The sequence below is a fragment of the Andreprevotia chitinilytica DSM 18519 genome, assembly GCF_000711875.1.
In the GTDB taxonomy this organism is placed as follows: domain Bacteria; phylum Pseudomonadota; class Gammaproteobacteria; order Burkholderiales; family Chitinibacteraceae; genus Andreprevotia; species Andreprevotia chitinilytica.
The window spans coordinates 479,304-504,907 of sequence record NZ_JONM01000001.1; the positions used below are offsets into that span (position 1 = coordinate 479,304).

Sequence of the window (25,604 nt, forward strand, 5' to 3'; positions counted from 1 at the left end):
GGTTTCGGATTTCATATGAAAACAGTTTGTGGCGACGCTGATCCCATCTTGCCGGTGCTACTCGCGTTGTTCTTGTTGTCAACGCCTGCCAATGCCGAGGCGCAGCTGTATGGCAGCCTGAGATCCGGCGTGGAGTACGTACACATCCATGGGGCAGGGAGTCCGGTTTCAACGCAATTCCGTGTCGCAGATCAGACAAGCCGTATCGGCGCGCAAGGATCAGATCCGCTGGGCGACGGCTGGGCCGCTATCTGGCGAGTGGAAAACCGGCTTCATATTGGCGATCCGAATAAATCGGCAGGCAATGACTTATGGGGGAGTCGTAATACCTATGTCGGCCTGCAATCCCCGTTTGGTAGCCTGAAAGCGGGGCAGGATGACGACGCATACAAGACTTCCACTGGCACGTTAACCCCCGCTTTTGACGATACATTCAATGCATCCACCGATCCATTTGGCAATGGGGAGCTGATCCGGCGTCTGGGGCAGCTCGATAATTCAATCATCGGTTTTCGTTCTACATTGCTATATGGCTTGGGGCTAAATCTATCGATAGGCCATATCGGCAAACAGGGTGGCAATTACAATCCGCTCTCATTGGCGGCAACGGCGTATTATCAAGGCGAGCGGTTCCGGATTGGCGGTGGCTGGAAAACTCTGAACGATACGTCATCAAGATTAAGCTCAAAATTGACATTAAAAGATGATGGCAGTGCAAACAATCCGGGCGACAAGTTGTCTGCATTTGATTTTGGCATGAATTATTCATGCTTGAATTGGTCGTCCAGTATCTACTATGAACGAACAGCCACACATTATGCTGGTGCGCAAGCCGATCAGGACGATATGGCGGCAGCGTTGGTCTACAAGAAGGATCGCTGGGCCATTTATGCATCCTATATCCGGATGCTGGACGTACAGGGGGATGTATCAGCAGGTGCAGGCCCTGGCACCGGGGCAAGCCAATACAATCTGGCCGGCTATTATGTCGTTGCACCCAAAACGCGGCTGGTTGTATCCATCGTGAAGCTGGAGAATGGCGCGCATGCTTCATTTAACCAATCATCGGGTGTGAATGTGAAAGCCGGGCAAAGCTTCTGGATTTTTACGACTGGTTTACGGGCTGATTTTTAATTTCGATGCGCAATAGGGATCATGCATTCATGCGGTTTCTGCTTTTTTTGTTGCTGTTGTACCCAATTACAGTGCTTGCCTCTGGCAGTATCGTCATGCGTACAGCAATGGAAGAAAATGCTCAACCTAAATGGATTTCCAAATCCAGCGGCATATGCCCGGATATTCTTAAAGCTCTGGAAAAGCAGGATAAGTCATTGAACTTCTCGCTGCTGCCGGAGTTGCTGCCACAAAAGAGACTGATTGATTATGTGCGGCAAGGGCAATTGGATCTGGCTTGTGGGCTAGGGGGGCGGCCCGAGGACAAAGCGGAGCTGTTTATTCCAGATATTCCGCTTTACTCGAACAAGTTGATGGCCGTCGTTGCCAGCAACGACACATTGCAAATCAGCACGCTGGAGGGTCTGAAAGCACTCCCCGCTACTGATTTGATTCTGGTCAATCTAGGTGCTCGCCTGGTGGGCCGCCTCAATGCCATGGGTATTCACAATGTTGATTCGGGCGGTTATGGCCCCGCAAGAAACCTGCGAAAAATTGCCGCCGGGCACGGCCGGATCTTTTTGTATCACGAGCCGGGCTTGTCACTCGAAGTCAAGAATTCCGGGCTGGCAGAGAAATTAAGAATATTGCCGAATGCACTGGAAGAAAGCTCACACTATTTGCTCTTATCGAATAAATTGCCGCCAGATGTCATATCGGCGATCACGCAGGCGTTACGCAAGATCAAAGAAAATGGCACATTAACCAAGATAATCAGCAAATATTCAGATGAAGCTCAGTAAGTCCTGTTTGCTGATTTTGGTCGTTTAGCTTCACCTCATCTGCATGACGGGCGGCCTGAGCATCAATCGCAACGCCTACCCTTAAAAGACCAACGCAGCCGAGCATGCAGGGGCTGAATAGGTATAACCCTAACGGTTGGCCCCTTGTCGCAGGAGTATGTTCCACGCCTGATGAGGCGTGGAGAACAAAATGCTGCGTGGAGTTGCTTTTGGCGCGATGGCGGGGGCGGTATGGGGCGGCGTCTTTCTGGTGCCGCAGATACTGGCCAATTTCAGCCCGATGGAGCTGATGACGGGTCGCTATGTCGCTTACGGCCTGATTTCCTTCTTGCTGTTGATCCCGGCATTTGCCAGCTTGCTACCGCGCTTGCAACGACATGATTGGTGGACACTGGTGTGGCTCAGCATCACCGGCAACCTCGTTTATTACCTGCTGTTGTCAATGGCGGTGCAGCGGGTGGGTGTAGCGCCGACATCGCTGGTGATCGGCATGTTGCCGGTGCTGGTGACCTTGATCGGCTCGGCCGAGCACAACGCCATCGATCTCAAGCCCTTGCTGTTGCCACTGACCGCCATCGTTGCCGGCATGGTCTGTACCAGCTATGACGTGTTTTCTGCGGTGTTACCGGCAGGGCATGCGCAAGCGCCTGCAGATAAAGCCATCGGCCTGCTCGCCGCCGTGGGGGCATTGGTGGCCTGGAGCGCTTATGCAGTGGGCAATGCGCGGCACCTCGCTCGACGGACCGATCTGAGCAGCCACGAATGGTCCTTGCTCACCGGAGTTGCCACCGGCGTGATGGCGCTGGGATTGACTGCCACGCTGTTCTGGCAAGCGCCGCTGCCCCATGCCGGTGTACGCAGCTGGCCTCTGTTTGCTGCGGTGATGGTGGTGTTGGCGATTGGCCCATCCGTGCTGGGCACCGGTCTGTGGAATGCCGCCACTCGTCGGCTACCGCTCACGCTGGGTGGGCAGATGATCGTCTTCGAGACGGTCTTTGCACTGCTGTTCGGCTTCATGTACGACGGCCGCCTGCCACGCCCGCTGGAACTTGCATCCATCGTGTTGTTACTGGGCGGCGTGGCGGCTTCCTCCTGGATTCATGCCGTCCATGCCCGGACGCTGGAACACGCAGCGTGAAGCGCATTTCCTTCTCACTTCCCCTCATACGCCCATCAAAAAGCAGCTACATATTCTGGAAAGTACCTACATCTAAGAATTTTGTGCTGCGGTAATTTTGAAATATAGATACAACAAATAGTGCTTTGCGAGATTGGCAATTCTGGATATTCGCAAGGTATTCCATCGTTGCCCACCACAGGGCTGCGGCGGCAGTCAAGGCGGAGCTTGGGACGGGAACATGGCAAAACTGGATCAGATCGACATCGCGATTCTTGAGGCCTTGCAGCAAGAAGGCCGCATGACCAACGTGGCACTGGCGAAACAAGTCGGTTTGAGTACCACCCCCTGTCTGGAGCGCGTACGTTCGCTGGAAGAAGCGGGCGTCATTGCCGGCTACTCCGCGCGCCTGTCCGCCGAACAGTTGGGGCTGGGTTTGACGGTCTTTATTGAAGTGGCGATGGAGCGCACCTCCGAAGCCGCCTTCGAAGCCTTCCGTGTGGCCGTGCTCGATATCCCGGAAATCCAGGAGTGCTTCATGGTCGCCGGCGGCTTTGATTACCTCCTCAAGATTCGCGTGCCGGACATGGCTTCCTACCGTGTCTTTCTCGGCAAAGTGCTCAGCGGCATTCCCGGCATCCGCGTCACGCATAGCTATACCGTCATGGAAGAGGTCAAGGAATCGTCCGCGCTCTCGCTGGGCCACCTTGGCGCAAAGCTCGAATAAAGCCGCTGACAAAACCCTGCTGGCGGCGTTGTGCTCACTTGTCGTACGTCTTGTACTGCCTGCGTTTCGCACGCCTTGCCAGCACCGCTACGCTGGGTTTTCCCAGCGACTTTTAAATCACGAATACGAAGAACACGAATAGACATGGAGCGGCCCGACCGAGGTTGCCCCACACGCAAAACGGCGTCTGGTGATGGGTGCGCGAATTGCGCTTTCCGTTGCCCGGCAAAACCGGCAGGCGCTCTCACACCCGTAGCGAGCGTTATCAGCGGTGTACCCCACCGCAATTCACCCTGGAGATTGGCACCATGAAGTCGAACATGAAGCTGAATGCGAAACTGGTCGTTCCGGCCTTGGGTCTGGCGGCCCTGTTTGCCGCGCAAGCCCATGCGGATTATTCCGTTGCAATTGCTGGCCCGATGACCGGCGAATACGCATCTGCCGGCGAGCAGATTCGCAAAGGCGCTGAAATGGCCGTGGCCGATATCAACGCCAAGGGCGGCGTATTGGGCCAGAAGCTGAAACTGGAAATCGGCGACGATGCTTGTGATCCGAAGCAAGCCGTGTCCGTTGCCAACGCCATGGTCAACAAGAAGATCGTGTTCATGCATGGTCACTGGTGTTCCAGCTCGACCATCCCGGCGTCTGAAATCTACAACGAAGCACAAATCCCGATGGCCACCGTCTCCACCAATCCGAAAGTGACGGAACGCGGCTTGAAGAACATCTTCCGCATTCTGGGTCGTGACGATCAGCAAGGTGGTATCGCCGGCACGTTCCTGGCGCAACGCTTCGGCACCAAGAAGATTGCCGTCGTCGACGACAAGAGCGCCTATGGCAAGGGCCTGGCCGATGAAATGGACAAGGGCCTGCAAAGCAAGGGCGTGAAGGCAGTGCTGCGTGAATCCGTGACTGCGGGCCAAAAGGACTACTCCGGCATCGTCTCCAAGCTGAAGGCGGCTGGCGTTGAAGTGCTGGCCTACGGCGGCTATCACACCGAAGTCGCGCTGATTCTGCGCCAGGCACAGCAAGTCGGCCTGAAGCTGACCGTGATGGGCGGCGACACCATGAGCAATAACGAGCTGGTGACGGCTGCTGGTGGCAATGCCGACAGCGTGATGTTCACCTTCGCGCCGGATGCCCGCGTGAATCCGGAAGCGGCTGACGTGGTGAAGCGCTTCCGTGAAGCCAAGGTCGAGCCGGATGGCTACGTGCTGTATGCCTACGGTGCGATGCAGCTGTTTGCCCAAGCCGCTACGCAAGCCAAGAGCGTGAAATACGCCGACCTGCAAAAAGCCCTCGCCAACGGCACGTTCAATACCGTCGCCGGCAAGTGGTCCTTCGATGCCAAGGGCGATCTGAAGGCGCCGGGCTTCGTTGTGTATCAGTGGAAGGGCAACAAGTACGAGATGGTGAAGTAAGCGCTGGCTGGTCTGTATAAGACCACATAACGCTTGATCCCCCTTCGTCCGCAAGTGCGAAGGGGGCATTACAAGCGGGGCAGGCGACTGCACCCGCAATTCATCGGAGATCGAGATGGGTCAACTCATCCAACAACTGATCAACGGCCTGACGCTGGGCGCCGTCTATGGCCTCATCGCGCTGGGCTACACGATGGTGTACGGCATCATCGGTATGATCAATTTCGCACACGGCGACATCTATATGGTGAGCGCCATCATCGCCGTTACCGTGCTGACGCTGCTTGGCTCGCTGGGCATCGCGGCCATTCCGCTGTCTTTGCTGATCACCTTGGCCGTGGCCATCTTCTTTACCGCCGTCTACGGCTGGGCTGTCGAGCGCGTTGCCTATCGGCCGCTGCGAGGCTCAACGCGACTGGCACCGCTGATTTCCGCCATCGGCATGTCGATCTTCCTGCAGAACATGGTGCAGCTCACCCAAGGCGCGCGAGTCAAACCGATTGCCGCACTGCTGCCGGGCGGGTTCGAGCTGTTCACGCAGAATGGCTTCACCGTGCATCTGGCCTATACGCAAATCCTGATCGTCATCACGACCGTGCTACTGCTGTGCGTATTCAGCTACCTGATCACCCGTACCTCATTCGGCCGCCAACAGCGCGCCTGTGAGCAGGATCGCACCATGACCTCGCTGCTCGGCATCAACGTCGACCGGACGATTTCGCTCACCTTCGTGCTGGGCGCCGCGCTGGCGGCCGTCGCCGGGGTGATGGTCACGGTCTACTACGGCGTGGTCGATTTCTCCATCGGCTTCGTCGCCGGTATCAAGGCCTTCACGGCGGCGGTGCTTGGCGGGGTGGGCTCGTTGCCCGGCGCTGTGCTCGGCGGCCTGATCATCGGGCTGATCGAATCGTTCTGGGGCGCGTACCTGTCACCCGCTTATTCGGATTTGGGCACCTTCGGCATCCTCATCCTCGTTCTCATGTTCCGTCCCAGCGGCTTGCTGGGTCGCCCGGAAGTGGAGAAAGTCTGATGACGACCCCTGCACCTATCCAATTCACGCCGACCCATCAAATGCCCGCCATGCTGGCCCGTGCCAAGGACGCCGTTGGCGTGGCACTGGTCTCGCTGCTGCTCGGCATTCCCATGATCGGCCTGCATACCGTGGACCAAGGCGGCGTGCTCGCCGTCATGACCCGCTGGCCGTGGCTGCTCGCCTTCGTCGTCGCCATGTTCGTCGGCCGCTTCGTCATGCAATTCGCGCTCGATCACGTCAAGTTGAACAAAGCCAAACGCGAGCGCAAACGCCCGGAAGTCGCGGCGCGGCGTCCTTGGCTCACGTGGTTAGGGCGTGCGCTGCTTGGCTTTGCCGTGGTGCTGCCAATTGCGTTCTCCGGCAACCGTTACGTGGTCGATACCGCCACCACCGTGCTGATCTACGTGATGCTCGGCTGGGGTCTGAACGTGGTGGTTGGCCTGGCGGGTCTGCTGGACTTGGGCTACGTGGCGTTCTACGCCGTCGGCGCTTATACCTACGGCTTGCTGTCCACCCACTTCGGCTGGGGCTTCTGGGAAACGCTGCCGGTTGCTGGCGCGCTGACTGCGTCGTTCGGCATTCTGCTGGGCTGGCCGACCCTGCGTTTGCGTGGCGACTACCTCGCCATCGTGACGCTGGGCTTTGGTGAAATCATCCGGTTGATTCTGGTGAACTGGACCGATTTCTCCGGCGGCCCGAACGGCGTTACCTCGATCCCGCGCCCAACCTTTTTCGGCCTGCCGTTCAGTCCGTCGACTGACGAGACGACGTTCTCCTCGTTCTTTCACCTGGACTACTCCGCCGATCATCGCGTGATCTTTCTGTACTACGTGATTCTGGCGCTGGCGCTGCTGACCAATCTATTCGTCTCTCGCCTGCGCAAGCTGCCGGTCGGCATCGCATGGGAAGCCGTGCGTGAAGACGAAGTGGCCTGTAAAGCGCTCGGCATGAACGTGACCAATATCAAGCTGTCGGCGTTTGCCATCGGCGCGATGTTGGGCGGGTTTGCCGGCGTGTTCTTCGCTGCCCGCCAAGGCTTCATTTCGCCGGAAAGCTTCGTGTTCTCCGAATCGGCCACCATCCTCGCCATCGTGGTGCTGGGCGGCATGGGCAGCCAGTTGGGCGTGGTATTTGCCTCGGTACTGCTGGTGCTGCTGCCGGAGCTGGGCCGTGATTTCTCCGAATACCGCATGCTGCTGTTCGGCGCGGCGATGATTCTGATCATGGTCTGGCGGCCGGGCGGTCTGATCGCGCATCGCGAACCGACGGTGAAACTCGGGCGTGCCCCATCGCCTGTTCCGGCCAACCAGGGAGCCCAAGCATGAGCGCCCCCACCATGAATACCGCAGGCCAAACGCTACTCGAAGTCGATAGCCTCACCATGCGCTTCGGCGGTCTGACCGCGATCAACAACCTGTCGCTGAACGTGCCGGGCGGCAAGATCACTTCGATCATCGGCCCGAACGGGGCAGGGAAGACCACCTTCTTCAACTGCCTGACCGGCTTCTACAAGCCAACCACCGGCAGCGTGCGCATGCACCACCCGGAGCACGGCCCACTGGCGCTGGAGCAGATGCCGTCCTACCACGTGGCGCGAAAGGCTGGCGTGGTGCGCACTTTCCAGAACATCCGCCTGTTCCCGAACATGACGGTGCTGGAAAACCTGATCGTGGCGCAGCACAACGCCTTGCAGCATGCCTCGCGCTTCTCGCTGGCGGGGCTGTTTGGCCGCGCTGGCTACAAGCAAGCCCGCGAGGCCGCGCTGACCAAAGCGGAGATGTGGCTCACTCGGCTCAAGTTGCTGGACATCGCTGATCTTGCCGCCGGCAATCTCTCCTACGGCACGCAACGCCGCATCGAGATCGCCCGCGCACTGTGCGTAGACCCGCTACTGCTGTGTCTGGATGAACCCGCTGCCGGCCTCAACCCGCGTGAATCGGCAGAGCTGAACGAGCTGCTGCTCTATCTCTCGCGTGAGCACCACAAGGGCATCCTGCTGATCGAGCACGACATGAACGTGGTCATGCGCGTATCCGACCACATCTGCGTGCTCAATTTCGGCAACAAGATCGCCGAAGGCACGCCTGAGCAAATCCAGAATGATCCGAACGTCATCAAAGCCTATCTGGGCGAAGACGAAGCGGACGAAAAGGAGGCCGCATGACCACCATGCTCGAATATTCCGGCGTGCACGCGCATTACGGGGCCATCCACGCTTTGCGCGGCGTGGATTTGAATGTGCAGAAAGGCGAGATCGTGACGCTGATCGGCGCCAACGGCGCCGGCAAATCCACGCTGATGATGACGCTGTTCGGCAAGCCGACTGCTTCTGCCGGGAAGATTCATTTTCAGGGCCAGGACATCACCCGCGTACCAACGCACCGCATCTCGCGGCAAGGCATTGCGCTGGTGCCGGAAGGCCGGCGCATCTTCGCCCGCATGACGGTGCTGGAAAATCTGCAGATGGGCAGCACCTTTGCCGATCCGGCACATTTCGATGCCGATCTGCAGCGCATGTTCGCCATGTTCCCGATCCTGGAACAACGCCGCGAACAACGCGCCGGCACGCTGTCTGGCGGCGAGCAGCAAATGCTCGCCATCGGCCGTGCACTGATGGGGCGACCGCAATTGCTGCTGCTGGATGAGCCATCGCTTGGCTTGGCGCCGCTGTACATCAAGCAGGTGTTCAAGATCATCCGCGAGCTGAACGAAGCGCACGGTATGACCATCTTGCTGGTCGAGCAGAACGCTCACCATGCACTGCGCGTGGCGCATCGTGGCTACGTGCTCCAGCATGGCGAGATCGTGCTCACTGGTACCGGCGAGCAATTGCTGGCCAGCCCGGAAGTGCGGGCGGCGTATCTGGAGAGCAGTGCTGAGGCGCATGGCTGAGTAGATCCATGATTTAAACCCAAACCTTGAACCACAGAGGGCACAGAGAACACAGAGGTTCACAGAGAAAGACAAATGCGAGGTTGTGTAGGAGCGAGCTTGCTCGCGATAGCGATGCCTGAAATGGCGCTATCGCGAGCAAGCTCGCTCCTACAGGTTTTCTTCGCAAACGGTTTTGATTTTCTCTGTGAAACCTCTGTGTTCTCTGTGCCCTCTGTGGTTCAGGATTCATGTTTTTAACTATGAACTGACCAATGACCTTCAACCGCTACACGCTCTACCTGATCGCCTCGATGGCGCTGGTCGGTGCCAACGTCGGCATCGGTAAAACCATCGTCATGGTTGTCCCGGTCACGCTGTTCGCCTTGCTGCGCTTCGTGATCGGCGTGGGTATCTTGTTGCCGCGCTATCGGCTGGCGCGGATGCGGCTGGTCACGCGCAAACAGTGGTTGGGGCTGTTTCTGCAGGCGCTGTTCGGCACTTTTTTGTTCACGTTGCTGATGCTGTACGGCGTATCGCATACCAGTGCGCTGGCGGCTGGCGTGATCACCAGCACCATTCCGGCGGTAGTGATCGTGTTGTCCTGGTTGCTGCTGCGGGAAAAACTCGGGCCGCGCTCCATCATCGCAGTACTGCTGGCAGTGCTAGGCATGGTCATCATCAACGTGACCCGAGCGGATGGCGGGGGCTCGACGGGCTCCTTGCTCGGCAATGCCTTGGTGGCCGGCGCGGTGTTGTGTGAATCGATCTACGTGATCCTGTCCCGCAAATTGACGCAAAGCCTGCCCGCTATCGATATCTGCGCTTATACGCACCTGATCGGCTTGGGGCTGATGCTGCCGCTGGGTATCAATGCGTGGCTGCATTTCGACTTTGCCAGCGTCGATGCGCCGACTTGGGGTCTGGTGTTCTGGTATGGCCTCGCCGCCAGCGTGTTGTCGTTCTGGCTGTGGATGAAGGGCATCCGCCATGTGCCGGCGCAGAAGGCTGGCGTCTTCACCGCCGCATTGCCGGTCGCAGCCGTGGGCTACGCGATTCTGTTCCTGCAGGAAAAACCGGCGCTGGCACATGCCATTGCGCTGGTCTGCGTGCTGGGGGCCATCTGGCTTGCCAGTGGGCAGGAACATAAAGACGTCGCTGTCGAACCTACGCCGTTCGAAGCGGGCTAACGAATTTCGTCTGGCGTTGCGGCGTTGCGACTGATCCGCCGCAAGATATCGAGAAACTCCGTCGCTACGCCGCTCACGTTTTCCCCCTTGCGCGTCAGCACGCCAAACGGCGACAAGGTTTTGCCAATGGGCAATGGCAGCGTCGTCAGCAAGCCTGCACGCAAGTGATCGCGTAATACCGCCTCGGGCAGCACCGTAATGGCATCGCTGCGCTGCACCAGCTGGAGCGTCGCGAAAATCGAATCACACTCCACCGTGTTCTGCGGCGTACCGACTTGCGCTTGCTCGAATTCATGTTCTAGTAGTTGACGGGCCGGACTGGTCAGCGGTTGCAGCACCCAAGGCCATTCAACCAGTTCTGGCAGGTTGACCGCCTCTTTCCCGGCCAGCGCATGGCCGCTGCGCACCACCAGCAACAACACCTCGTTGCCCAGCGCTTCGAAATCCAGCCAGTTGTGTTGATCCAGCTCGGAAAAACGCCCAATCGCGAAGTCGATCTTGCCTTGTCCCAAAAGCTCGATCAGCTGGTCACTGGTCTCACCCTTGATACGGATTTTCAGCAGCGGCTTGTTCACTTTGAGTTCCGCCACCGACTGCGCAATCCAGTCTGGCGCAGCCCCCATGATGGTGCCGACCACCAATTGACCGAAGCCGCCGCGCTGCCACTGCGTTAGGTTGTCGGTGCAGCGCTCCAGCCCGCCTAGTGTAGTGCGAGCGAAGCGGATGATTTCCTCACCGATGGCCGTGGCGCGCATTCCGCGCGTCAACCGTTCGAACAAGATGCAATCAAGATGCTGCTCGATCTCTTGCAGCATGCGCGTTGCGGCGGGTTGCGACATGGAGAGTGTATCCGCCGCCTGATGCAGATTGCCGTGCTCCGCCAGCGACACCAGCAGAAACAAGTGCTTGTAGCGCAAGCGATGTAGCAGGGATTGGTACAGGTACGGCTTCAGCATGCGGCACTCCCGGTGTTTTAGACGGCTTGGGGTGATTGTCGGCTGGATTTACCCCTGTTTGCGATCTGGGGAAGCCCTTATCGATACCTTCAGGTTATCGATTGTGCAAAATCTCTGATTGGTCAGGTATCCATGCTCGCGGCAAGAATGTAGGCACCAAAACGGAACTACGTTTCTTGATGGTGGCGCGAGTTGGTGCGCTGCAATAGGGAAACCTGCATGGAGACTGGAATGAAACTGCTGCGCTTTGGCCCTGCCGGCCACGAAAAACCGGGTTTGCTCGACGCGAATGGCGTGATCCGCGATTTGTCTTCAGTGATCGACGATGTAGCGGGTGGCGCACTGTTGCCGGGCAGCTTGGCCCGCCTGCGCGACATCAAGCCGGAAACGCTACCGACCGCGCCTGCCGGCAGCCGCATCGGCCCATGTGTGGGGCACGTCGGTAAGATCATCTGCGTGGGACTGAACTACAGCGACCATGCCAAGGAATCGAACATGGCGATTCCGACCGAGCCGATCCTGTTCATGAAGCCGACCAGCTCGATCTGCGGCCCGTATGACGAAGTGGAAATCCCCATTGGCGGTGAAAAGACCGATTGGGAAGTCGAACTCGGCGTGGTGATCGGTAAGACCGCCAAGTACGTCAGCAAGGAGCGGGCTCGCGAACATGTGGCTGGCTACTGCGTGGTGAACGATGTCTCCGAGCGTGCTTTCCAGCTGGAGCGCGGCGGCCAGTGGGACAAGGGCAAGGGGCACGATACGTTTGCACCGATCGGCCCATGGCTGGTCACGGCGGATGAAGTTGGCGATCCGCAGAATCTCGATATGTGGTTGGAAGTGGACGGCCACCGTTTCCAGAACGGCAGCACCCGCACGATGATTTTCGATGTGGCGATGCTGATCTCCTACATCAGCCAGTTCATGACCTTGCAACCGGGCGACATCATCGCCACCGGCACGCCACCAGGGGTCGGCTTGGGGCAAAACCCGCCGCTGTACCTCAAGTCCGGGCAGACGATGCGGCTCTCCATCGCCGGTCTTGGTGAACAACAACAAACCACGGTGCCCAGCAAGCTCCCACTGCAATAACACCGTCGTTCAAACAACTCAAACCATTGAAACCACAACAGCGCTTCCGGCATCTGCCGGAGGCGAGGGCGGCGTACGCGTGCAGCCGGCCGTACGGAACAACATAGGACTCAAGTCATGAACCAACTCGATCTCACCAACCGTGTTGCCATCATTACCGGCGGTGCCCGCGGCATCGGCTTTGCTACTGCGCAACGGATGCTCAAGTCCGGCGCCAGCGTAGCGCTGTGGGATATCGATGCCGCCCGGCTGGATGAAGCAGCAACCCAGCTCGCCGGCCACGGCAAAGTGAGCGTGCATGCGCTTGATCTGACCGACAAGAACGCCGTCGACGTCGCTGCAGCCGCAACGGCAGCTGCTCTCGGAAAAATCGACATCCTCGTCAACAACGCCGGCATCACCGGTGGCAATGGTGTGACATGGGAGCTTGATCCGAAGGGCTGGGCACGGGTAATCGAAGTCAACCTGATCGCGCCATTCCTGACCTGCCACGCCGTTGTGCCCTACATGCTCGAAAACGGTTACGGCCGTATCGTCAACGTGGCCTCGGTGGCTGGCAAAGAAGGCAACCCGACCGCGTCGCACTACAGCGCCTCCAAGGCGGGCTTGATCGGGCTGACCAAGTCGCTTGGCAAGGAACTGGCGACCAAGGGCGTGAGCGTGAACTGCATCACGCCCGCCGCTGCCAAGACCGAAATCTTCGACCAGATGAGCCAGCAGCACATCGACTACATGCTGTCGAAAATCCCGATGGGGCGCTTTCTGCAGGTGGACGAAGTGGCGGCCATGATTGGCTGGCTGGCATCGGAAGACTGCTCGTTCAGCACCGGGGCGGTGTTCGATATCTCCGGCGGTCGCGCCACCTATTAAGTTCGCCACCCCACCGGGAGCGTCATCGTGCAAAGCGTGAACCGTACCGAGCTGGATCGGGTGATCGGCAAAATCACCCGGCGGCTGATTCCTTTTCTGCTGTTGATGTACGTGCTGGCTTTTCTGGACCGCGCCAATATCGGCTTCGCCAAGAAAGCGTTTCAGCTCGATACGGGTATTTCCGACGCCGCCTTTGCTTTTGGCGCGGGCATTTTCTTTGCCGGCTACGCGCTGCTGGAAGTGCCCAGCAACCTGATCATGCATCGGGTCGGTGCGCGGGTCTGGCTATGCCGGATCATGGTGACCTGGGGAATGATTTCGGCCGCGATGATGTTCGCGCACGATGAAACCACGTTCTATGTACTGCGCTTTCTGCTTGGCGTCGCTGAAGCGGGGTTCTTCCCTGGCGTGATCTGGTATCTCACCTTGTGGTTTCCGTCGGCTTACCGCGGCCGGGCGCTAGGGATGTTCTACTTCGGCGCACCACTGGCCTTCATTTTTGGCAGCCCCTTGTCTGGCTTGTTATTGGAGTTCCACGGTGCGGCGGGCCTACACGGCTGGCAGTGGATGTTTCTGATTGAAGGCTTGCTGGCGAGTGCTGTTGGCATCTGGGCGCTGTTCTACCTCGACAACACGCCAGCTCGTGCGACTTGGCTCTGTATCGATGAAAAGGCCGTGCTCGATCAAGCCATGACCGCCGACGATCGCCAACGCGGCAGTGATGCGCCGCATTCGATGCGCACGTTGCTCGCCAACGGACGCGTGCTGTACCTGAGCCTCATCTACGCCCTGATCCAGATGAGCGTGTATGGCGTGGTGTTTTACCTGCCGAGCCAGATTGCCGCCCTGATGGGCCAACAGATTGGCTTCAAGGTCGGCCTTGTTGCTGCGATTCCGTGGGTGTGCGCCTTGGCGGCGGCTTATCTGATTCCTCGCTATTCCGATCGCACTGGCGAGCGTCGTGTGCCGGCGGCGTTGACCCTGGCTGCAGCAGGCGCAGGCATCGCCTTGTCGGCGACCTTTGCGAACTCGGTGTTGTCTTTGCTGGCGCTTTGCCTGGCCGCATCCGGTTTTATCGCGGTGCAACCGCTGTTCTGGACTTTCCCGACCGATTACCTGCGTGGCGTGGCAGCTGCGGGCGGCCTGGCGCTGATCAATTCGCTGGGTGCGGTGGGCAGCTTCATCGCCCCAAATGCCAAGACCTGGGCTGAACGCACATTCGAATCCAGTCAGGCCGGCCTGTATCTGCTGGCGGCCACTTCACTCATCGGTGCGCTGTTGATCTACCTCATCCGCCTGAAAGCGCCCCCGTTGCTACGCACAACACAAGCCATTCATCCATGACCAAATCCGGAGCTTTTATGAATATGCCCACCATCAAACATATTCGTGCCTTCACCGTGCGCGGCGGTGGTGCCGATTATCACGACCAGGGCGGCGGCCATTGGATCGACGATCACATCGCCACGCCCATGAGCAAGTACGAACAATACCGGCAAAGCCGCCAGAGTTTCGGCATCAACGTGCTCGGCACGCTGGTGGTGGAAGTGGAAGCGAGCGACGGCACAGTCGGTTTCGCCGTCACAACCGGCGGCGAGCTGGGTGCATTCATCGTCGAGAAGCATCTGGCCCGTTTTGTGGAAGGCCAGAAAATCACCGACATCGAAAAAATGTGGGATCAGATGTTCAACGCCACGCTGTATTACGGCCGCAAGGGCGTGGTGATCAACACCATCTCTGGCGTCGATTTGGCGCTGTGGGATTTGCTGGCCAAGGTGCGCGGTGAGCCGGTCCATCAGCTCCTGGGCGGCGCGGTGCGTGATCAACTGCAGTTCTACGCCACCGGCGCACGGCCGGATCTGGCCAGCGAAATGGGCTTTATCGGCGGCAAGATGCCGCTGCACCACGGTCCGGCCGAAGGCGAAGAGGGCTTGCACAAGAACCTCGCCATGATCGAAGACATGCGCAACCGCGTCGGCGATGACTTCTGGCTGATGCTCGATTGCTGGATGAGCCTGGACGTCAACTACGCCACCAAGCTCGCAACCAAGGCGCATCAGTTCGGCCTGAAATGGATCGAAGAGGCGCTGCCGCCAGACGATTACTGGGGCTACGCCGAACTCAAACGCAATGTGCCCAAGGGCATGCTGGTGACCACCGGCGAGCACGAGGCCACCCGTTGGGGTTTCCGTTTACTGCTGGAAAAAGACTGCTGCGACATCATCCAGCCGGATGTGGGCTGGTGCGGCGGCATTACCGAGCTGATCAAGATTTCCGCGCTGGCCGATGCCCATAACGTGCTGGTCGTGCCGCATGGCTCGTCGGTCTACAGCTACCACTTCGTCATCACCCGCCATAACAGCCCGTTCGCCGAGTTCCTGATGATGGCGCCCAAGGCCGATGAGGTCGTGCCGATGTTCAACCCCTTGTTGCTGGATGAACCGGTGCCGGTGAATGGCCGAATGAATGTTTCGGCGCTGGATAAACCCGGTTTTGGTGTGCGCTTGAACCCCGAGTGCCAGTTGCATAGGCCATATCAGCATTAGCACGTAGCCCGGACGGCTTGCCGGCCGGGGACTATGTGCTCAATCGAAGTCACCCCGGCCGGCAAATCCGTCCGGGCTACGTAGTAGTTTTCTTCCTCCTCCCGCGAGCGTGAGAGGGGAGAAAAACATAAGGAATCGATATGTTGCTCGAAGGAAAAACCGTCATCGTCACCGGTGGTTCACGTGGCATCGGCCGCGCCGTGGCGGTGGGTTGCGCCAAGCAAGGCGCAAACGTGGTGGTCAGCCACCACAGCCATGCCGACGAGGTATTGGCGGACATCGACAAAATCGGCGGCAAGGCCGTTGCAGTGCAAAGCGATATCGCCGACCCAGCTACCGGCACCTTGCTGGTGAACGCTGCCGTTAAACACTTTGGCAGTGTGGATGTGTTGGTCAGCAACGCCGGCATCTGCCCGTTCCACAGCTTTCTGGATATGCCGGTGGATGTGCTCAAACGCACGATGGAAGTGAACCTGCATGGCGCGTTTTACGTCACGCAGGCCGCAGCCAACCGCATGAAAGACCAAGGCCGGGGCGGCGCGATCATTGCGGTCAGCTCGATCTCGGCGCTGGTCGGCGGCGAGATGCAAACGCACTACACCCCCACCAAGGCCGGTGTGCATTCACTGATGCAGTCGTGTGCGATCGCGCTGGGCAAATACGGCATCCGCTGCAACTCGGTGCTGCCCGGCACCATCCTCACCGACATCAACAAAGACGATCTGGCCGATGCTGACAAGCTCGCCTACATGCAAAACCGCATTCCGCTTGGCCGGCTGGGCGAGCCGGAAGATCTGGCCGGCCCGGTGGTGTTCTTGGCATCAGACATGGCGCGCTATGTGACCGGCGCAGCGCTACTGGTCGATGGCGGCCTGTTTGTGAATCTTCAGTAGGCGGCAACCATGCAAACCCACGCCTTTCGCATGACGCTCAATCCCGGCATGCAAGACGAATACAAGCGCCGTCATGACGCGATCTGGCCTGAGCTAGCCGATACGTTGCATGCCGCCGGCATCGCGGATTACTGGATTTTTCTCGACGAAGAAACGCACCACCTGTTCGCAGTGTTGAAGGCTGCGGACGATCACAGCATGGATGAATTGCCGCTGCAGGCCATCGTGCGCAAGTGGTGGCTGCATATGGCGGATATCATGGCGACCCAGCCGGACAGCGCCCCGCAGCAAGTGGCACTGAAGCCGATGTTTCACCTCGCCTAGATCAGAGACAGAGAACAGCCATGCAAGTCGTCGACCCACATATTCATCTTTGGGACCTTTCCAGTCAGTGCTATCCGTGGATGGAAAGCGAAACCGAGTCGTTCAGCGGCGATATCACGCCGATTCGCCGCAATTATCTGGTCGCCGATCTGCTGGCGGACGCGGCGGCCGGTGGCATCGAGGTGCTCAAGACCGTGCACGTCGAGGCCAATCATGCCGATCCGCTGGCAGAAACCAGCTGGTTGCAAAGCGTGGCGGATGACCCGGCGAACCGGAATATGCCCAACGCCATCGTCGCTGCCGTGGATTTCTCCGTGGAAGACGCCGAGCCCTTGCTGGCGGCGCATTGCGAATTCAAGAACGTACGTGGCGTGCGGCAGATTCTGAATGTGCACGACAACCCGTATTACGACTATGTGGGCCGCCAATACATGAGCGAGCTGGTATGGCGGCGCAATCTCAAGCTGCTGGCGAAGTTCGGCCTGAGCTTTGATTTGCAGCTGTACCCGTCGCAAATGCCGCTGGCGATGTTGTTGGCGCGGGATAGCGCCGATACGCAATTCGTCATCAACCACGCCGGCATGTTCGTCGATCGCAATACCACGGCCGGTTGGCGGGAGTGGCGCGATGGCCTGGCGCTGCTCGCGACCAATCCGAACGTTGCCATCAAGATCAGCGGTCTTGGCATGTTCGATCACCGTTGGACGGTGGAAAGCCTGCGGCCGTATGTGCTGCAGGTGATCGATACCTTCGGGCCGGAGCGCTGCCTGTTTGCATCCAACTTCCCGGTGGATCGGTTGTACGGCAGTTACTCGGCCTTGTGGCGAGCGTATGCCGACATCGTGTCCGGCTTTAGTGCCTCAGAGCAAGCGATGCTGTTTCGCGAGAACGCCGAGCGAATTTATCGAATTTGAGTTTTTCATCCCCCCGGTTGAAAGGGGGGTAAGGGGGGGATGTCGGTGGCAGTTCTTGTTTCATGTGTTGCCGACATCCTCCTCGAACCAGGAGGCAGCATCATGACCACCCCAGCAACACCACCCCGGTTGGAACTGCGCCATGCCAGCAAGCGCTTTGGCGAAGTCCGGGCCTTGATCGATGCCTCGCTCACCTTGCGCCGCGGTGAAGTGCACGCGCTGCTTGGCGAGAACGGCGCGGGTAAATCCACGTTGGTCAAAATCCTTGCCGGCGTGCATCAGCCGGACGGCGGCGAGTTACTTGTTGACGGTCAGCCATGCCGATTCGCCCGGCCATCCGCTGCCATCGCAGCCGGCATTGCAGTCATCTATCAGGAACCGACGCTGTTCCCCGATCTATCGATCGCCGAGAACATCTATATGGGCCGCCAGCCACTGGATCGGATCGGCCGCATCCGTTACGACGTGATGGAGCAGGCGGTAGAGGAAATGCTGGTTTCTCTGGGGGTACAGCTCAAGGCAGCGCAGTTGGTGCGCGGTTTGTCGATTGCCGATCAGCAAGTGGTCGAGATTGCCAAGGCACTGTCGCTCAACGCCAATGTGTTGATCATGGACGAGCCGACTGCCGCGCTTTCCAAACCGGAAGTCGAGCGCTTGTTCGCCATCGCGGAACGGTTGCGCGATGCCGGGGTTGCCATCCTGTTCATCACCCACCGCTTGGAAGAGGTATTCCGCCTCACCCAGCGCATCACCATCATGCGTGACGGAGCCGCCGTGCATTTCGCCGCGACCAGCGAGATGGATCACGACAGCATCGTCGCCAAGATGGTCGGCCGTGATCTTGCCACCTATTACCCGAAAGTCGATGTAGTGCCGGGCGAGGTGGCGTTGTCAGTCAACAAGCTCACTCGGCGCGGCGTGTTCAAAAATATTTCGTTCGACGTGCGGCGCGGCGAGATCGTGGCGTTGGCTGGTCTGGTCGGGGCAGGGCGTAGCGAGGTGGCGCGAGCCATCTTTGGCATCGATCCGGTCGATGGCGGTGAAGTCTTGGTACAGGGCAAACGCTTGCAACTCGGCAAGCCGGCACTGGCGGTTAACGCCGGGTTGGCGCTGGTGCCGGAAGACCGCCGTCAGCAAGGTCTGGCGCTCGATTTGCCCATTGCGCGTAATGCCTCGCTCACCGTTCTGGCGCGTTTGGGCCGGCACGGCCTGATTTCGGCCAATACCGAACGGCAACTCGCTGCCCACTGGGGCGGCAAGCTCAAGCTCAAGGCGCACACCATGGACGTAGCGGCCGGCACCTTGTCCGGCGGCAACCAGCAGAAAGTGGTGCTGGGCAAATGGCTCGCCACTAATCCCCACGTCTTGATCATTGACGAGCCTACCCGCGGCATCGACGTCGGCGCCAAGGCCGAGGTCTACCAGACGCTGACCGATCTGGTACAGGCGGGCATGGCGGTACTGATGATTTCCAGCGAACTGCCCGAAGTGCTCGGCATGGCTGATCGCGTGCTGGTGATGTGCGAAGGGCGCATTACTGCTGATATTCCCCGTAGCGAAGCCAACGAAGAACGCATCATGGCCGCCGCGCTCGGGCAAGCCGAACAACCATTGCGGAGGGCCGCATGAATTCCATCGTTCACATGCCGAAAGCCATACCGATCAACTCGCCAACGGTTCCCGTCGAAATGACCGGGCTAACGCAGCCTGCCAGCAAGACCGAACCCTCGCGTTGGTTCCTGTTCCTCGGCCGCCATCGCGAAAGCACGCTGATTGCCGTGTTGTTGGCGTTGATCGCCGGCACCGCGCTCGCCAGCCCGCATTTCCTGAACCTGCAAAACCTGCGCGATGTGCTACTCAACGTAGCCATCATTTCCATGCTGACCGCCGGCATGACGGTGGTGATGCTGATGCGACATATCGATCTATCGATCAGCTCCACGGTGGGCATTACCGCCTATGCGGTGGGGAGCTTGTTCGTTGCCATTCCGGGGCTGCCAGTACCCGTGGCCGTGCTCGCCGGGGTGCTGATCGGCTGTGCCGCGGGTTGTATCAATGGCGCGCTGGTCACCTTTGGCCGCGTGCCATCACTGGTGGCAACGCTCTCGACCCTCTACATCTTTCGCGGCATCGATTACGCCTGGGTGCATGGCGGCCAGATCAACGCGACCAGCTTGCCGGATTCATTCGCACTGCTCGCGAATGGCGATGTGCTGGGTGTACCGGTGCTGGTCCTGATCGCCCTCGCCGTGCTGACGGTGATCGGCTACTACCTCAAGCACTATCGCGGCGGGCGGGAGTTCTACGCCATTGGCTCGAACCCGGAAGCCGCCAATCTTGCCGGCATCCGCGTCAGTCGTCGTGTGTTCAAGGGGTTTGTGTTGTCTGGTGCGCTGGCTGGTTTGGCCGGGGTGTTGTGGTTGGCGCGTTTTGGCACGGTGGATGCCAGCACGGCGAAGGGCATCGAGCTGCAAGTGGTGGCCGCCGCCGTAGTGGGCAGCGTGGCGATCACCGGCGGGGTCGGCAATGTGTGGGGTGCAACGCTTGGCGCACTACTGCTGGGGGTGATCAACCTGTCACTGGTGGTGCTGAAGGTGTCGCCGTTCTGGCAACTGGCGATTCAAGGCGCGTTGATCGTGCTGGCCATTGCGACCGATACGCTGCTGTCCCGCGCCATTGCGCGCTGGACGATGAAAAAACGCGATCACGGGGAGGCCTGAACATGAACAAGTCCAAACATTTTTCCTGGGAAGCCATGCTGTGCGTAGTGCTGATTGCGTCGCTGGCGCTCGGGCGTGGCCTGTCGCCGGATTTCCTCGGCGCATCCAATTTCTCCAACCTGCTGGCTGATTTCACCGAAATCGCGCTGATGGCCTTGCCGATGACACTGATCATCGTAGCGGCCGAGATCGATCTGTCGGTGGCCTCGGTCATGGGCATGTCGAGCGCTTTGATGGGCGTGCTCTGGCACATGGGGTTACCCATGCCGGCAGTGATTGTTACCTGCCTGGTTGCCGGCACGCTGGCCGGCTTGTTCAACGGTGTGGTGATCGTCAAATTCGCCCTGCCGTCGCTGGCGGTCACCATCGGCACCATGGCGCTGTTTCGTGGCTGTGCCTATTTGCTGCTGGGCGATCAGGCGATTGCAGATTTTCCGGGCAACTACACGCTGTTCGGTATCAGCAACGTGGGCGATAGCTTCATTCCACAGCCCTTCGTCATCGTGATCATCGCGGCGATCCTGTTCACGGTGCTGCTGCAGGCCACGCCGTTCGGCCGCAGTTTGTACGCCATCGGCAGCAACCAGACTGCAGCGCATTTCTCCGGCATCAACGTCGCGCGCACCAAGCTCAGGTTGTTCGTATTGAGCGGCTTCATGAGTGCGTTGGCTGGCGTGATCTACACGCTGCGCTTTTCCAGTGCCCGGGGTGACAACGGCGAAGGCTTCGAGCTTTCGGTGGTCGCTGCGGTGCTGTTTGGTGGCGTCTCCATCTTCGGCGGCAAAGGCTCTCTGGTGGGCGTGTTGCTGTCGCTGGTCATCATCGGCGTACTCAAGAACGCACTCACGCTGTCGGATGTTTCGAGCGAAGTGCTCACTATCGTCACTGGCTTGTTGCTGTTGTCGTCGGTGCTCGTACCCAACCTGCTGGCACGGTGGCGCGAATCGCGGCAACGGCGTGCGCTGGCGGCTGCCTGAAACGGATTTTTTCAAAGAACTTGTTGGACTCGATGTTGTAACCGCAGTACCCACACAACTCACAACGTGACGGCTTTGGGCCGCCCGATGTGGATCACACGAAGGAGTCGAATCATGTTGAGAAAAGTGCAAATGCTCGCCTTGCCGATGTTGCTGGCGACGCTCATGGCCGGGGTTGGCGCAGCGGAGCTTAAAAAGGATCTGAAGATCGCCTTCCTGCCCAAGCAGATCAACAACCCGTATGAAGTGATCGCTGATGAGGGTGGCATGACGGCGATCAAGGAATTCGGCGGCATAGGCAAGGTGGTCGGCCCGTCCGATGCTGGCGCATCGTCACAAGTGCAGTACGTCAACACGCTGATCACGCAAAAGCAGCATGCCATCGTGATCGCAGCCAATGATGCCAACGCGGTCGTGCCGTATCTGAAGAAGGCTCAGGCGGCAGGCATCAAGGTGGTAACGTTCGATTCGGATACCTCGCCGGACGGTCGGCAGATTTTCGTCAACCAGGCGGATAGCGAAGGCATTGGCCGTGCCCAGCTGCAATTGCTGGCGAAGTTGATCGGCGGGGAAGGCGAATTCGCCATCCTGTCCGCCACCCCCAACGCCACCAACCAGAACACCTGGATCAAGTGGATGCAGGAAGAACTGAAAAAGCCTGAATACGCCAAGATGAAGCTGGTGAAGGTGGCCTACGGCAACGACGACGACCAGAAATCCTTCGTCGAAACGCAGGGTTTGCTGCAGGCCTATCCAAAGCTGAAAGGCATCATCTCACCGACCACGGTCGGCATCTCGGCGGCGGCGCGTTATCTCTCCACCTCACCACGTAAAGGCCAAGTCGCCATCACTGGCTTGGGCACACCGAACCAGATGCGCGCTTTTGTGAAGAACGGTACGGTGAAAGCGTTCCAGTTGTGGGACCCCGGTCAGCTGGGTTATCTCGCCGCCTATGCCGCTGCGCATCTCGCCGCTGGCAACATCACCGGCAAGGAAGGCGAATCGTTCGACGCAGGCAAGCTGGGCAAGCGCACCGTGGGCAAGAATGGTGAGGTAGTCCTTGGACCGCCGACCACGTTCGATGCCAGCAATATCGACAACTTCAATTTCTGATTGCCAAGTGATTGAACAGGGGCGGCTAAATAGTCGCCCCTTGATGTCTCTGCCCAACCAATTTCAGGCATTACCGACATCTGCGGCCGTCAATTTCATTGTATTTAGTAGTGGTTCCCTTGCGAATCTGGAGCAAGCATGCGGGTTGCGTTGTTCATTCCCTGTTTCATCGATACCTTTTTCCCCGAAGTCGGCATCGCCACGCTGGAATTGCTGGAGCGGGTCGGCTGCCAGGTGGTTTACCCGCCCAACCAGACCTGTTGTGGTCAGCCCTTGGGCAATAGCGGCTGCCAAGCTGATGCCCGTGCGGCGGAAACGCTGTTTGTACAGAACTTTGCTGACTTCGATTACATCGTTTCTCCCTCCGGTAGCTGCGTGCATCACGTGCGTGATCATCTGACGGCGGCACCAGATGACGATGCGCGTGCGAGGGTGCGCACTAATACCTACGAACTTGTCGAGTTTCTACACGATGTATTGAATATCCGCGATTTTCCGTGGGCCGAGTTCCCGCACAAGGTAGGTTTGCACAATAGCTGCGGCACCTTGCGGCGGCTCAACCACGCCAGCTCCAGTGAATTGAATCTGCCGTTCTTCTCCAAGCCACTGGATTTGCTGCAAGGCGTCAAAGGCATCGAATTCGCGGCGCCGCAACGGCCGGATGAGTGTTGCGGATTTGGCGGTACCTTCTGCGTGACCGAAGAACCGGTATCGGCACGCATGGGCTACGACAAAGTCCGTGATCACGCTGGCGCAGGGGCGGAATACATTGTGTCGGCGGACATGTCTTGCCTGATGCATCAAAAAGGCTGCGCCGAGCGGCTGGGTTTACCGCTCAAGTTCATCCACATTGCGCAAATCCTGAATGGGGCCAAGGCATGAGCAAGGTCGATCACGTCAAAGCCTCACGCAGTTTTATCAAAGATGAGCCGCACATCCAGTTCCACGATAAGCGCCTGTGGCAGATTCGTAGCCTGCGTGATCAGCAGGCACATGGCATTCCTGAATGGGAGCAACTGCGCGAATTGGCCTCGCGGATCAAGGAACATACGCTCTCCAATCTGGCTGACTACCTGGAGGAGTTCGAGCGCAAAGCCATTGCCAATGGCGTGGTCGTGCATTGGGCGGCGAACGCGGCCGAACACAATCGCATCGTGCATCAGCTGTTGAGCGAGCGCGGCGTGGATACGCTGGTGAAGAGCAAGTCCATGCTCACCGAAGAATGCGAAATGCGGCCGTACCTAGAGGCGCGAGGCATTGCGGTGATCGAAACCGATCTGGGCGAACGCATTCAGCAGCTCGATGACGAAATGCCCAGCCATATCGTCATCCCGGCCGTGCACAAGCTTGCCAAGGACGTCGCCGAAGTATTCGCAGACACCATCGGCACTGACCGCAGTAACGATGATCCGCATTACCTCGCTGAAGGCATGCGGCAAGACACCCGGCCGTATTTCCTCAAGTCCACTGCAGCTGGCATGACCGGCTGCAATTTCGCCGTGGCGGAAACTGGTAGCGTGGTGGTTTGCACCAACGAGGGCAATGCCGATTTGTCCGCCAACGTACCGTCGCTGCACATCGCCAGTATCGGTATCGAAAAACTGATCCCGCGGCTGGAACACTTGCCGGTATTCATCCGCATGCTGTCGCGCAGCGCCATCGGCTCACCGATTACGCAATACACCTCTCATTTCAGCGCCCCGAAAGACGGCGGCGAGCTGCATTACGTCCTGGTTGATAATGGCCGTAGTGAACGGCTGGCGATGGATGACTTCTGGTATTCGCTCAAATGCATCCGCTGCGGCGCGTGCATGAATACCTGCCCGGTGTATCGACGCAGCGGTGGTCTGAGTTACGGCGGCGTTTATGCCGGGCCGATCGGCGCGATCATCAATCCGACGTTTGATCTCAAAAAATACAGCGCGTTGCCGTTTGCCAGCACGCTTAACGGCAGTTGCAGCAATGTCTGCCCGGTGAAGATCAACATCCACGAGCAAATCTACAAGTGGCGGCAAATCGTGGTGGAGCAGGGGCAAGTGTCCTTCATCAAGAAAGAGGCGATGAAACTGGCAGGCAAAGTCTTGGGCGACCCCAAACGCTATCGCCAGCTTTCCGAAGGGGCCAAGACCATCGGCGGCTTGCCGCGTGCGTTTCTTTACAACCCGTTCAATGCCTGGGGCAAACAGCGCGAATTGCCGGCTGCGCCGAAGCAGACTTTCCATGAATGGTATGCGCAGAACCGCAACAAAGATGACCAGCCGGAGGGCAAAGCATGACTAACAGAGACGCCATTCTGGCCGCAGTCCGTCAAAAACAACCCGCCAGTTGCGCATTGCCGAAAGTTCCTTTATTCGATACTGATTTACCGCCGACACGCGCCGCTTTTATCGCGGCCTTAGGAAAAATGGGCGGGGTTTGGCTTGAAGGCGCTGGGTTGGCTGATGATTTTGATTCGGTGATCCGCAATCGTTTTCCCAGTGCGAAGAACATTTGTTCCGCGGTGCCAGAAGCAGAGGGTACCTGCCGCATTGAATCCATCGATGACCCACGCCAGCTCGATGGTGTGGATATCGGCGTGGTCCGCGCTGGTTTCGCAGTTGCCGAGACTGGATCGGTCTGGCTATCAGAAGTCCAATACAGCGTAAACGCGCTGGGTTACTTACCGCAGCATCTGGTCGTTTTACTTGACCCGGCCGATATCGTGCCGAATCTGCATCATGCATATCAACGCCGCGAGTTCTTCACCGCGCGTTATGCGGTGTTGATGACCGGGCCGTCGGCTACAGCTGATATTGAAGGGGTATTGATTCGAGGTGCGCAAGGAATACGCAGCCTGACTGTGCTTGAACTGCCGCGTTCGTCAAATGATTGATCCACACGGTTTATTTGCACCGAAGCTGCCGTTTGGCCGTATTGACAAAACCGGT

At 58.8% G+C, this 25,604-nt stretch carries 25 protein-coding genes; 24 read left to right on the plus strand and 1 reads right to left on the minus strand.

From position 1 onward, the window contains the following. The first annotated feature begins 15 nt into the window (after positions 1-15). From BR41_RS02155 to BR41_RS02200, 10 genes are all read left to right on the plus strand, one after another. On the plus strand, positions 16-1,134 hold the full coding sequence (locus BR41_RS02155; protein ID WP_035052113.1) for a porin: 1,119 nt from the start codon (positions 16-18) through the stop codon (positions 1,132-1,134). Positions 1,135-1,163: 29 nt separating this feature from the next. Next, complete coding sequence (locus BR41_RS02160; RefSeq protein WP_035052115.1) at positions 1,164-1,916, plus strand: substrate-binding periplasmic protein; 753 nt, start codon at positions 1,164-1,166, stop codon at positions 1,914-1,916. Between the two features lie 190 nt (positions 1,917-2,106). After that, positions 2,107-3,054 (plus strand): DMT family transporter, encoded by a 948-nt coding sequence (locus BR41_RS02165; protein ID WP_035052117.1) that lies wholly within the window; start codon positions 2,107-2,109, stop codon positions 3,052-3,054. A 220-nt stretch (positions 3,055-3,274) separates the two neighbouring features. Next, positions 3,275-3,760 carry an Lrp/AsnC ligand binding domain-containing protein gene (locus BR41_RS02170; protein ID WP_035052119.1) on the plus strand — a complete coding sequence of 162 codons (486 nt, stop codon included), beginning with the start codon at positions 3,275-3,277 and terminating at the stop codon, positions 3,758-3,760. Between the two features lie 308 nt (positions 3,761-4,068). Then, the gene (locus BR41_RS02175; protein WP_211251630.1) at positions 4,069-5,181 is read left to right on the plus strand and encodes a branched-chain amino acid ABC transporter substrate-binding protein; all 1,113 of its coding nucleotides are present in this window, start codon (positions 4,069-4,071) and stop codon (positions 5,179-5,181) included. A 115-nt stretch (positions 5,182-5,296) separates the two neighbouring features. Continuing rightward, a complete protein-coding gene (locus tag BR41_RS02180; protein ID WP_035052121.1) occupies positions 5,297-6,211 on the plus strand; it encodes an ABC transporter permease subunit in 915 nt (304 codons plus the stop codon). Beyond that, on the plus strand, positions 6,211-7,539 hold the full coding sequence (gene livM, locus BR41_RS02185) for a high-affinity branched-chain amino acid ABC transporter permease LivM (protein WP_084186775.1): 1,329 nt from the start codon (positions 6,211-6,213) through the stop codon (positions 7,537-7,539). The genes BR41_RS02180 and livM overlap by 1 nt, the downstream gene beginning before the upstream one ends. Then, entirely contained in the window at positions 7,536-8,378 is an 843-nt protein-coding gene (locus tag BR41_RS02190) for an ABC transporter ATP-binding protein (protein WP_245615782.1), read from the plus strand. The genes livM and BR41_RS02190 overlap by 4 nt, the downstream gene beginning before the upstream one ends. Further along, on the plus strand, positions 8,375-9,106 hold the full coding sequence (locus BR41_RS02195; RefSeq protein ID WP_245615783.1) for an ABC transporter ATP-binding protein: 732 nt from the start codon (positions 8,375-8,377) through the stop codon (positions 9,104-9,106). Before BR41_RS02190 ends, BR41_RS02195 begins: the two co-directional genes overlap by 4 nt. A gap of 254 nt (positions 9,107-9,360) precedes the next feature. Then, positions 9,361-10,275: a DMT family transporter gene (locus BR41_RS02200; RefSeq protein ID WP_051709823.1), complete on the plus strand. Its 915-nt coding sequence runs from the start codon at positions 9,361-9,363 to the stop codon at positions 10,273-10,275. Here the strand turns inward: BR41_RS02200 and BR41_RS02205 are convergent. Further along, positions 10,272-11,231, minus strand: a complete 960-nt coding sequence (locus tag BR41_RS02205) for a LysR family transcriptional regulator (protein ID WP_035052126.1) — start codon at positions 11,229-11,231, stop codon at positions 10,272-10,274. The genes BR41_RS02200 and BR41_RS02205 overlap by 4 nt on opposite strands. A 231-nt stretch (positions 11,232-11,462) precedes the next feature. Between BR41_RS02205 and BR41_RS02210 the strand changes: the two genes are divergently transcribed. The 14 genes from BR41_RS02210 (at position 11,463) to BR41_RS02275 (ending at position 25,549) form a co-directional block, all read left to right on the plus strand. Beyond that, positions 11,463-12,320: a fumarylacetoacetate hydrolase family protein gene (locus tag BR41_RS02210; RefSeq protein ID WP_035052129.1), complete on the plus strand. Its 858-nt coding sequence runs from the start codon at positions 11,463-11,465 to the stop codon at positions 12,318-12,320. Between the two features lie 117 nt (positions 12,321-12,437). Next, entirely contained in the window at positions 12,438-13,190 is a 753-nt protein-coding gene (locus tag BR41_RS02215; RefSeq protein WP_035052131.1) for an SDR family NAD(P)-dependent oxidoreductase, read from the plus strand. Between the two features lie 27 nt (positions 13,191-13,217). After that, positions 13,218-14,534: an MFS transporter gene (locus BR41_RS02220; RefSeq protein ID WP_211251631.1), complete on the plus strand. Its 1,317-nt coding sequence runs from the start codon at positions 13,218-13,220 to the stop codon at positions 14,532-14,534. A 17-nt stretch (positions 14,535-14,551) separates the two neighbouring features. Next, positions 14,552-15,736 carry an L-rhamnonate dehydratase gene (gene rhmD, locus BR41_RS02225; RefSeq protein ID WP_035052557.1) on the plus strand — a complete coding sequence of 395 codons (1,185 nt, stop codon included), beginning with the start codon at positions 14,552-14,554 and terminating at the stop codon, positions 15,734-15,736. Between the two features lie 140 nt (positions 15,737-15,876). Beyond that, positions 15,877-16,629 carry an L-rhamnose 1-dehydrogenase Lra1 gene (lra1, locus tag BR41_RS02230; RefSeq protein ID WP_035052133.1) on the plus strand — a complete coding sequence of 251 codons (753 nt, stop codon included), beginning with the start codon at positions 15,877-15,879 and terminating at the stop codon, positions 16,627-16,629. A 9-nt stretch (positions 16,630-16,638) separates the two neighbouring features. Beyond that, on the plus strand, positions 16,639-16,953 hold the full coding sequence (gene rhaM, locus BR41_RS02235; protein WP_035052135.1) for an L-rhamnose mutarotase: 315 nt from the start codon (positions 16,639-16,641) through the stop codon (positions 16,951-16,953). A 20-nt stretch (positions 16,954-16,973) separates the two neighbouring features. After that, positions 16,974-17,867 carry an amidohydrolase family protein gene (locus BR41_RS02240; RefSeq protein ID WP_035052138.1) on the plus strand — a complete coding sequence of 298 codons (894 nt, stop codon included), beginning with the start codon at positions 16,974-16,976 and terminating at the stop codon, positions 17,865-17,867. Between the two features lie 102 nt (positions 17,868-17,969). Beyond that, a complete protein-coding gene (locus BR41_RS02245) occupies positions 17,970-19,496 on the plus strand; it encodes a sugar ABC transporter ATP-binding protein (protein ID WP_035052141.1) in 1,527 nt (508 codons plus the stop codon). Then, positions 19,493-20,587, plus strand: coding sequence for an ABC transporter permease (locus tag BR41_RS02250; protein ID WP_211251632.1), 1,095 nt, complete (start codon positions 19,493-19,495; stop codon positions 20,585-20,587). The genes BR41_RS02245 and BR41_RS02250 overlap by 4 nt, the downstream gene beginning before the upstream one ends. Before the next feature lie 2 nt (positions 20,588-20,589). Then, positions 20,590-21,564: an ABC transporter permease gene (locus BR41_RS02255; RefSeq protein ID WP_035052143.1), complete on the plus strand. Its 975-nt coding sequence runs from the start codon at positions 20,590-20,592 to the stop codon at positions 21,562-21,564. Positions 21,565-21,678: 114 nt separating this feature from the next. After that, positions 21,679-22,677, plus strand: coding sequence for a rhamnose ABC transporter substrate-binding protein (rhaS, locus tag BR41_RS02260; RefSeq protein ID WP_211251633.1), 999 nt, complete (start codon positions 21,679-21,681; stop codon positions 22,675-22,677). A gap of 138 nt (positions 22,678-22,815) precedes the next feature. Continuing rightward, a complete protein-coding gene (locus BR41_RS02265) occupies positions 22,816-23,559 on the plus strand; it encodes a (Fe-S)-binding protein (protein WP_035052146.1) in 744 nt (247 codons plus the stop codon). Next, complete coding sequence (locus tag BR41_RS02270; protein ID WP_035052148.1) at positions 23,556-24,953, plus strand: lactate utilization protein B; 1,398 nt, start codon at positions 23,556-23,558, stop codon at positions 24,951-24,953. The genes BR41_RS02265 and BR41_RS02270 overlap by 4 nt, the downstream gene beginning before the upstream one ends. After that, the gene (locus tag BR41_RS02275; RefSeq protein WP_035052151.1) at positions 24,950-25,549 is read left to right on the plus strand and encodes a LutC/YkgG family protein; all 600 of its coding nucleotides are present in this window, start codon (positions 24,950-24,952) and stop codon (positions 25,547-25,549) included. The genes BR41_RS02270 and BR41_RS02275 overlap by 4 nt, the downstream gene beginning before the upstream one ends. The last annotated feature ends 55 nt before the right edge of the window (positions 25,550-25,604 follow it).

Bases quoted from the DNA above. Each gene is read 5' to 3' on its own strand.
- BR41_RS02200 (WP_051709823.1), top strand. From the start codon at position 9,361: ATGACCTTCAACCGCTACACGCTCTACCTGATCGCCTCGATGGCGCTG.
- BR41_RS02210 (WP_035052129.1), top strand. From the start codon at position 11,463: ATGAAACTGCTGCGCTTTGGCCCTGCCGGCCACGAAAAACCGGGTTTG.
- BR41_RS02155 (WP_035052113.1), top strand. From the start codon at position 16: ATGAAAACAGTTTGTGGCGACGCTGATCCCATCTTGCCGGTGCTACTC.
- livM (WP_084186775.1), top strand. From the start codon at position 6,211: ATGACGACCCCTGCACCTATCCAATTCACGCCGACCCATCAAATGCCC.
- rhaS (WP_211251633.1), top strand. From the start codon at position 21,679: ATGTTGAGAAAAGTGCAAATGCTCGCCTTGCCGATGTTGCTGGCGACG.
- BR41_RS02180 (WP_035052121.1), top strand. From the start codon at position 5,297: ATGGGTCAACTCATCCAACAACTGATCAACGGCCTGACGCTGGGCGCC.
- BR41_RS02255 (WP_035052143.1), top strand. From the start codon at position 20,590: ATGAACAAGTCCAAACATTTTTCCTGGGAAGCCATGCTGTGCGTAGTG.
- BR41_RS02170 (WP_035052119.1), top strand. From the start codon at position 3,275: ATGGCAAAACTGGATCAGATCGACATCGCGATTCTTGAGGCCTTGCAG.
- BR41_RS02265 (WP_035052146.1), top strand. From the start codon at position 22,816: ATGCGGGTTGCGTTGTTCATTCCCTGTTTCATCGATACCTTTTTCCCC.
- BR41_RS02215 (WP_035052131.1), top strand. From the start codon at position 12,438: ATGAACCAACTCGATCTCACCAACCGTGTTGCCATCATTACCGGCGGT.
- BR41_RS02245 (WP_035052141.1), top strand. From the start codon at position 17,970: ATGACCACCCCAGCAACACCACCCCGGTTGGAACTGCGCCATGCCAGC.
- BR41_RS02160 (WP_035052115.1), top strand. From the start codon at position 1,164: ATGCGGTTTCTGCTTTTTTTGTTGCTGTTGTACCCAATTACAGTGCTT.
- lra1 (WP_035052133.1), top strand. From the start codon at position 15,877: ATGTTGCTCGAAGGAAAAACCGTCATCGTCACCGGTGGTTCACGTGGC.
- BR41_RS02270 (WP_035052148.1), top strand. From the start codon at position 23,556: ATGAGCAAGGTCGATCACGTCAAAGCCTCACGCAGTTTTATCAAAGAT.
- BR41_RS02175 (WP_211251630.1), top strand. From the start codon at position 4,069: ATGAAGTCGAACATGAAGCTGAATGCGAAACTGGTCGTTCCGGCCTTG.
- BR41_RS02275 (WP_035052151.1), top strand. From the start codon at position 24,950: ATGACTAACAGAGACGCCATTCTGGCCGCAGTCCGTCAAAAACAACCC.
- BR41_RS02165 (WP_035052117.1), top strand. From the start codon at position 2,107: ATGCTGCGTGGAGTTGCTTTTGGCGCGATGGCGGGGGCGGTATGGGGC.
- BR41_RS02205 (WP_035052126.1), bottom strand. From the start codon at position 11,231: ATGCTGAAGCCGTACCTGTACCAATCCCTGCTACATCGCTTGCGCTAC.
- BR41_RS02240 (WP_035052138.1), top strand. From the start codon at position 16,974: ATGCAAGTCGTCGACCCACATATTCATCTTTGGGACCTTTCCAGTCAG.
- rhmD (WP_035052557.1), top strand. From the start codon at position 14,552: ATGAATATGCCCACCATCAAACATATTCGTGCCTTCACCGTGCGCGGC.
- rhaM (WP_035052135.1), top strand. From the start codon at position 16,639: ATGCAAACCCACGCCTTTCGCATGACGCTCAATCCCGGCATGCAAGAC.
- BR41_RS02195 (WP_245615783.1), top strand. From the start codon at position 8,375: ATGACCACCATGCTCGAATATTCCGGCGTGCACGCGCATTACGGGGCC.
- BR41_RS02250 (WP_211251632.1), top strand. From the start codon at position 19,493: ATGAATTCCATCGTTCACATGCCGAAAGCCATACCGATCAACTCGCCA.
- BR41_RS02190 (WP_245615782.1), top strand. From the start codon at position 7,536: ATGAGCGCCCCCACCATGAATACCGCAGGCCAAACGCTACTCGAAGTC.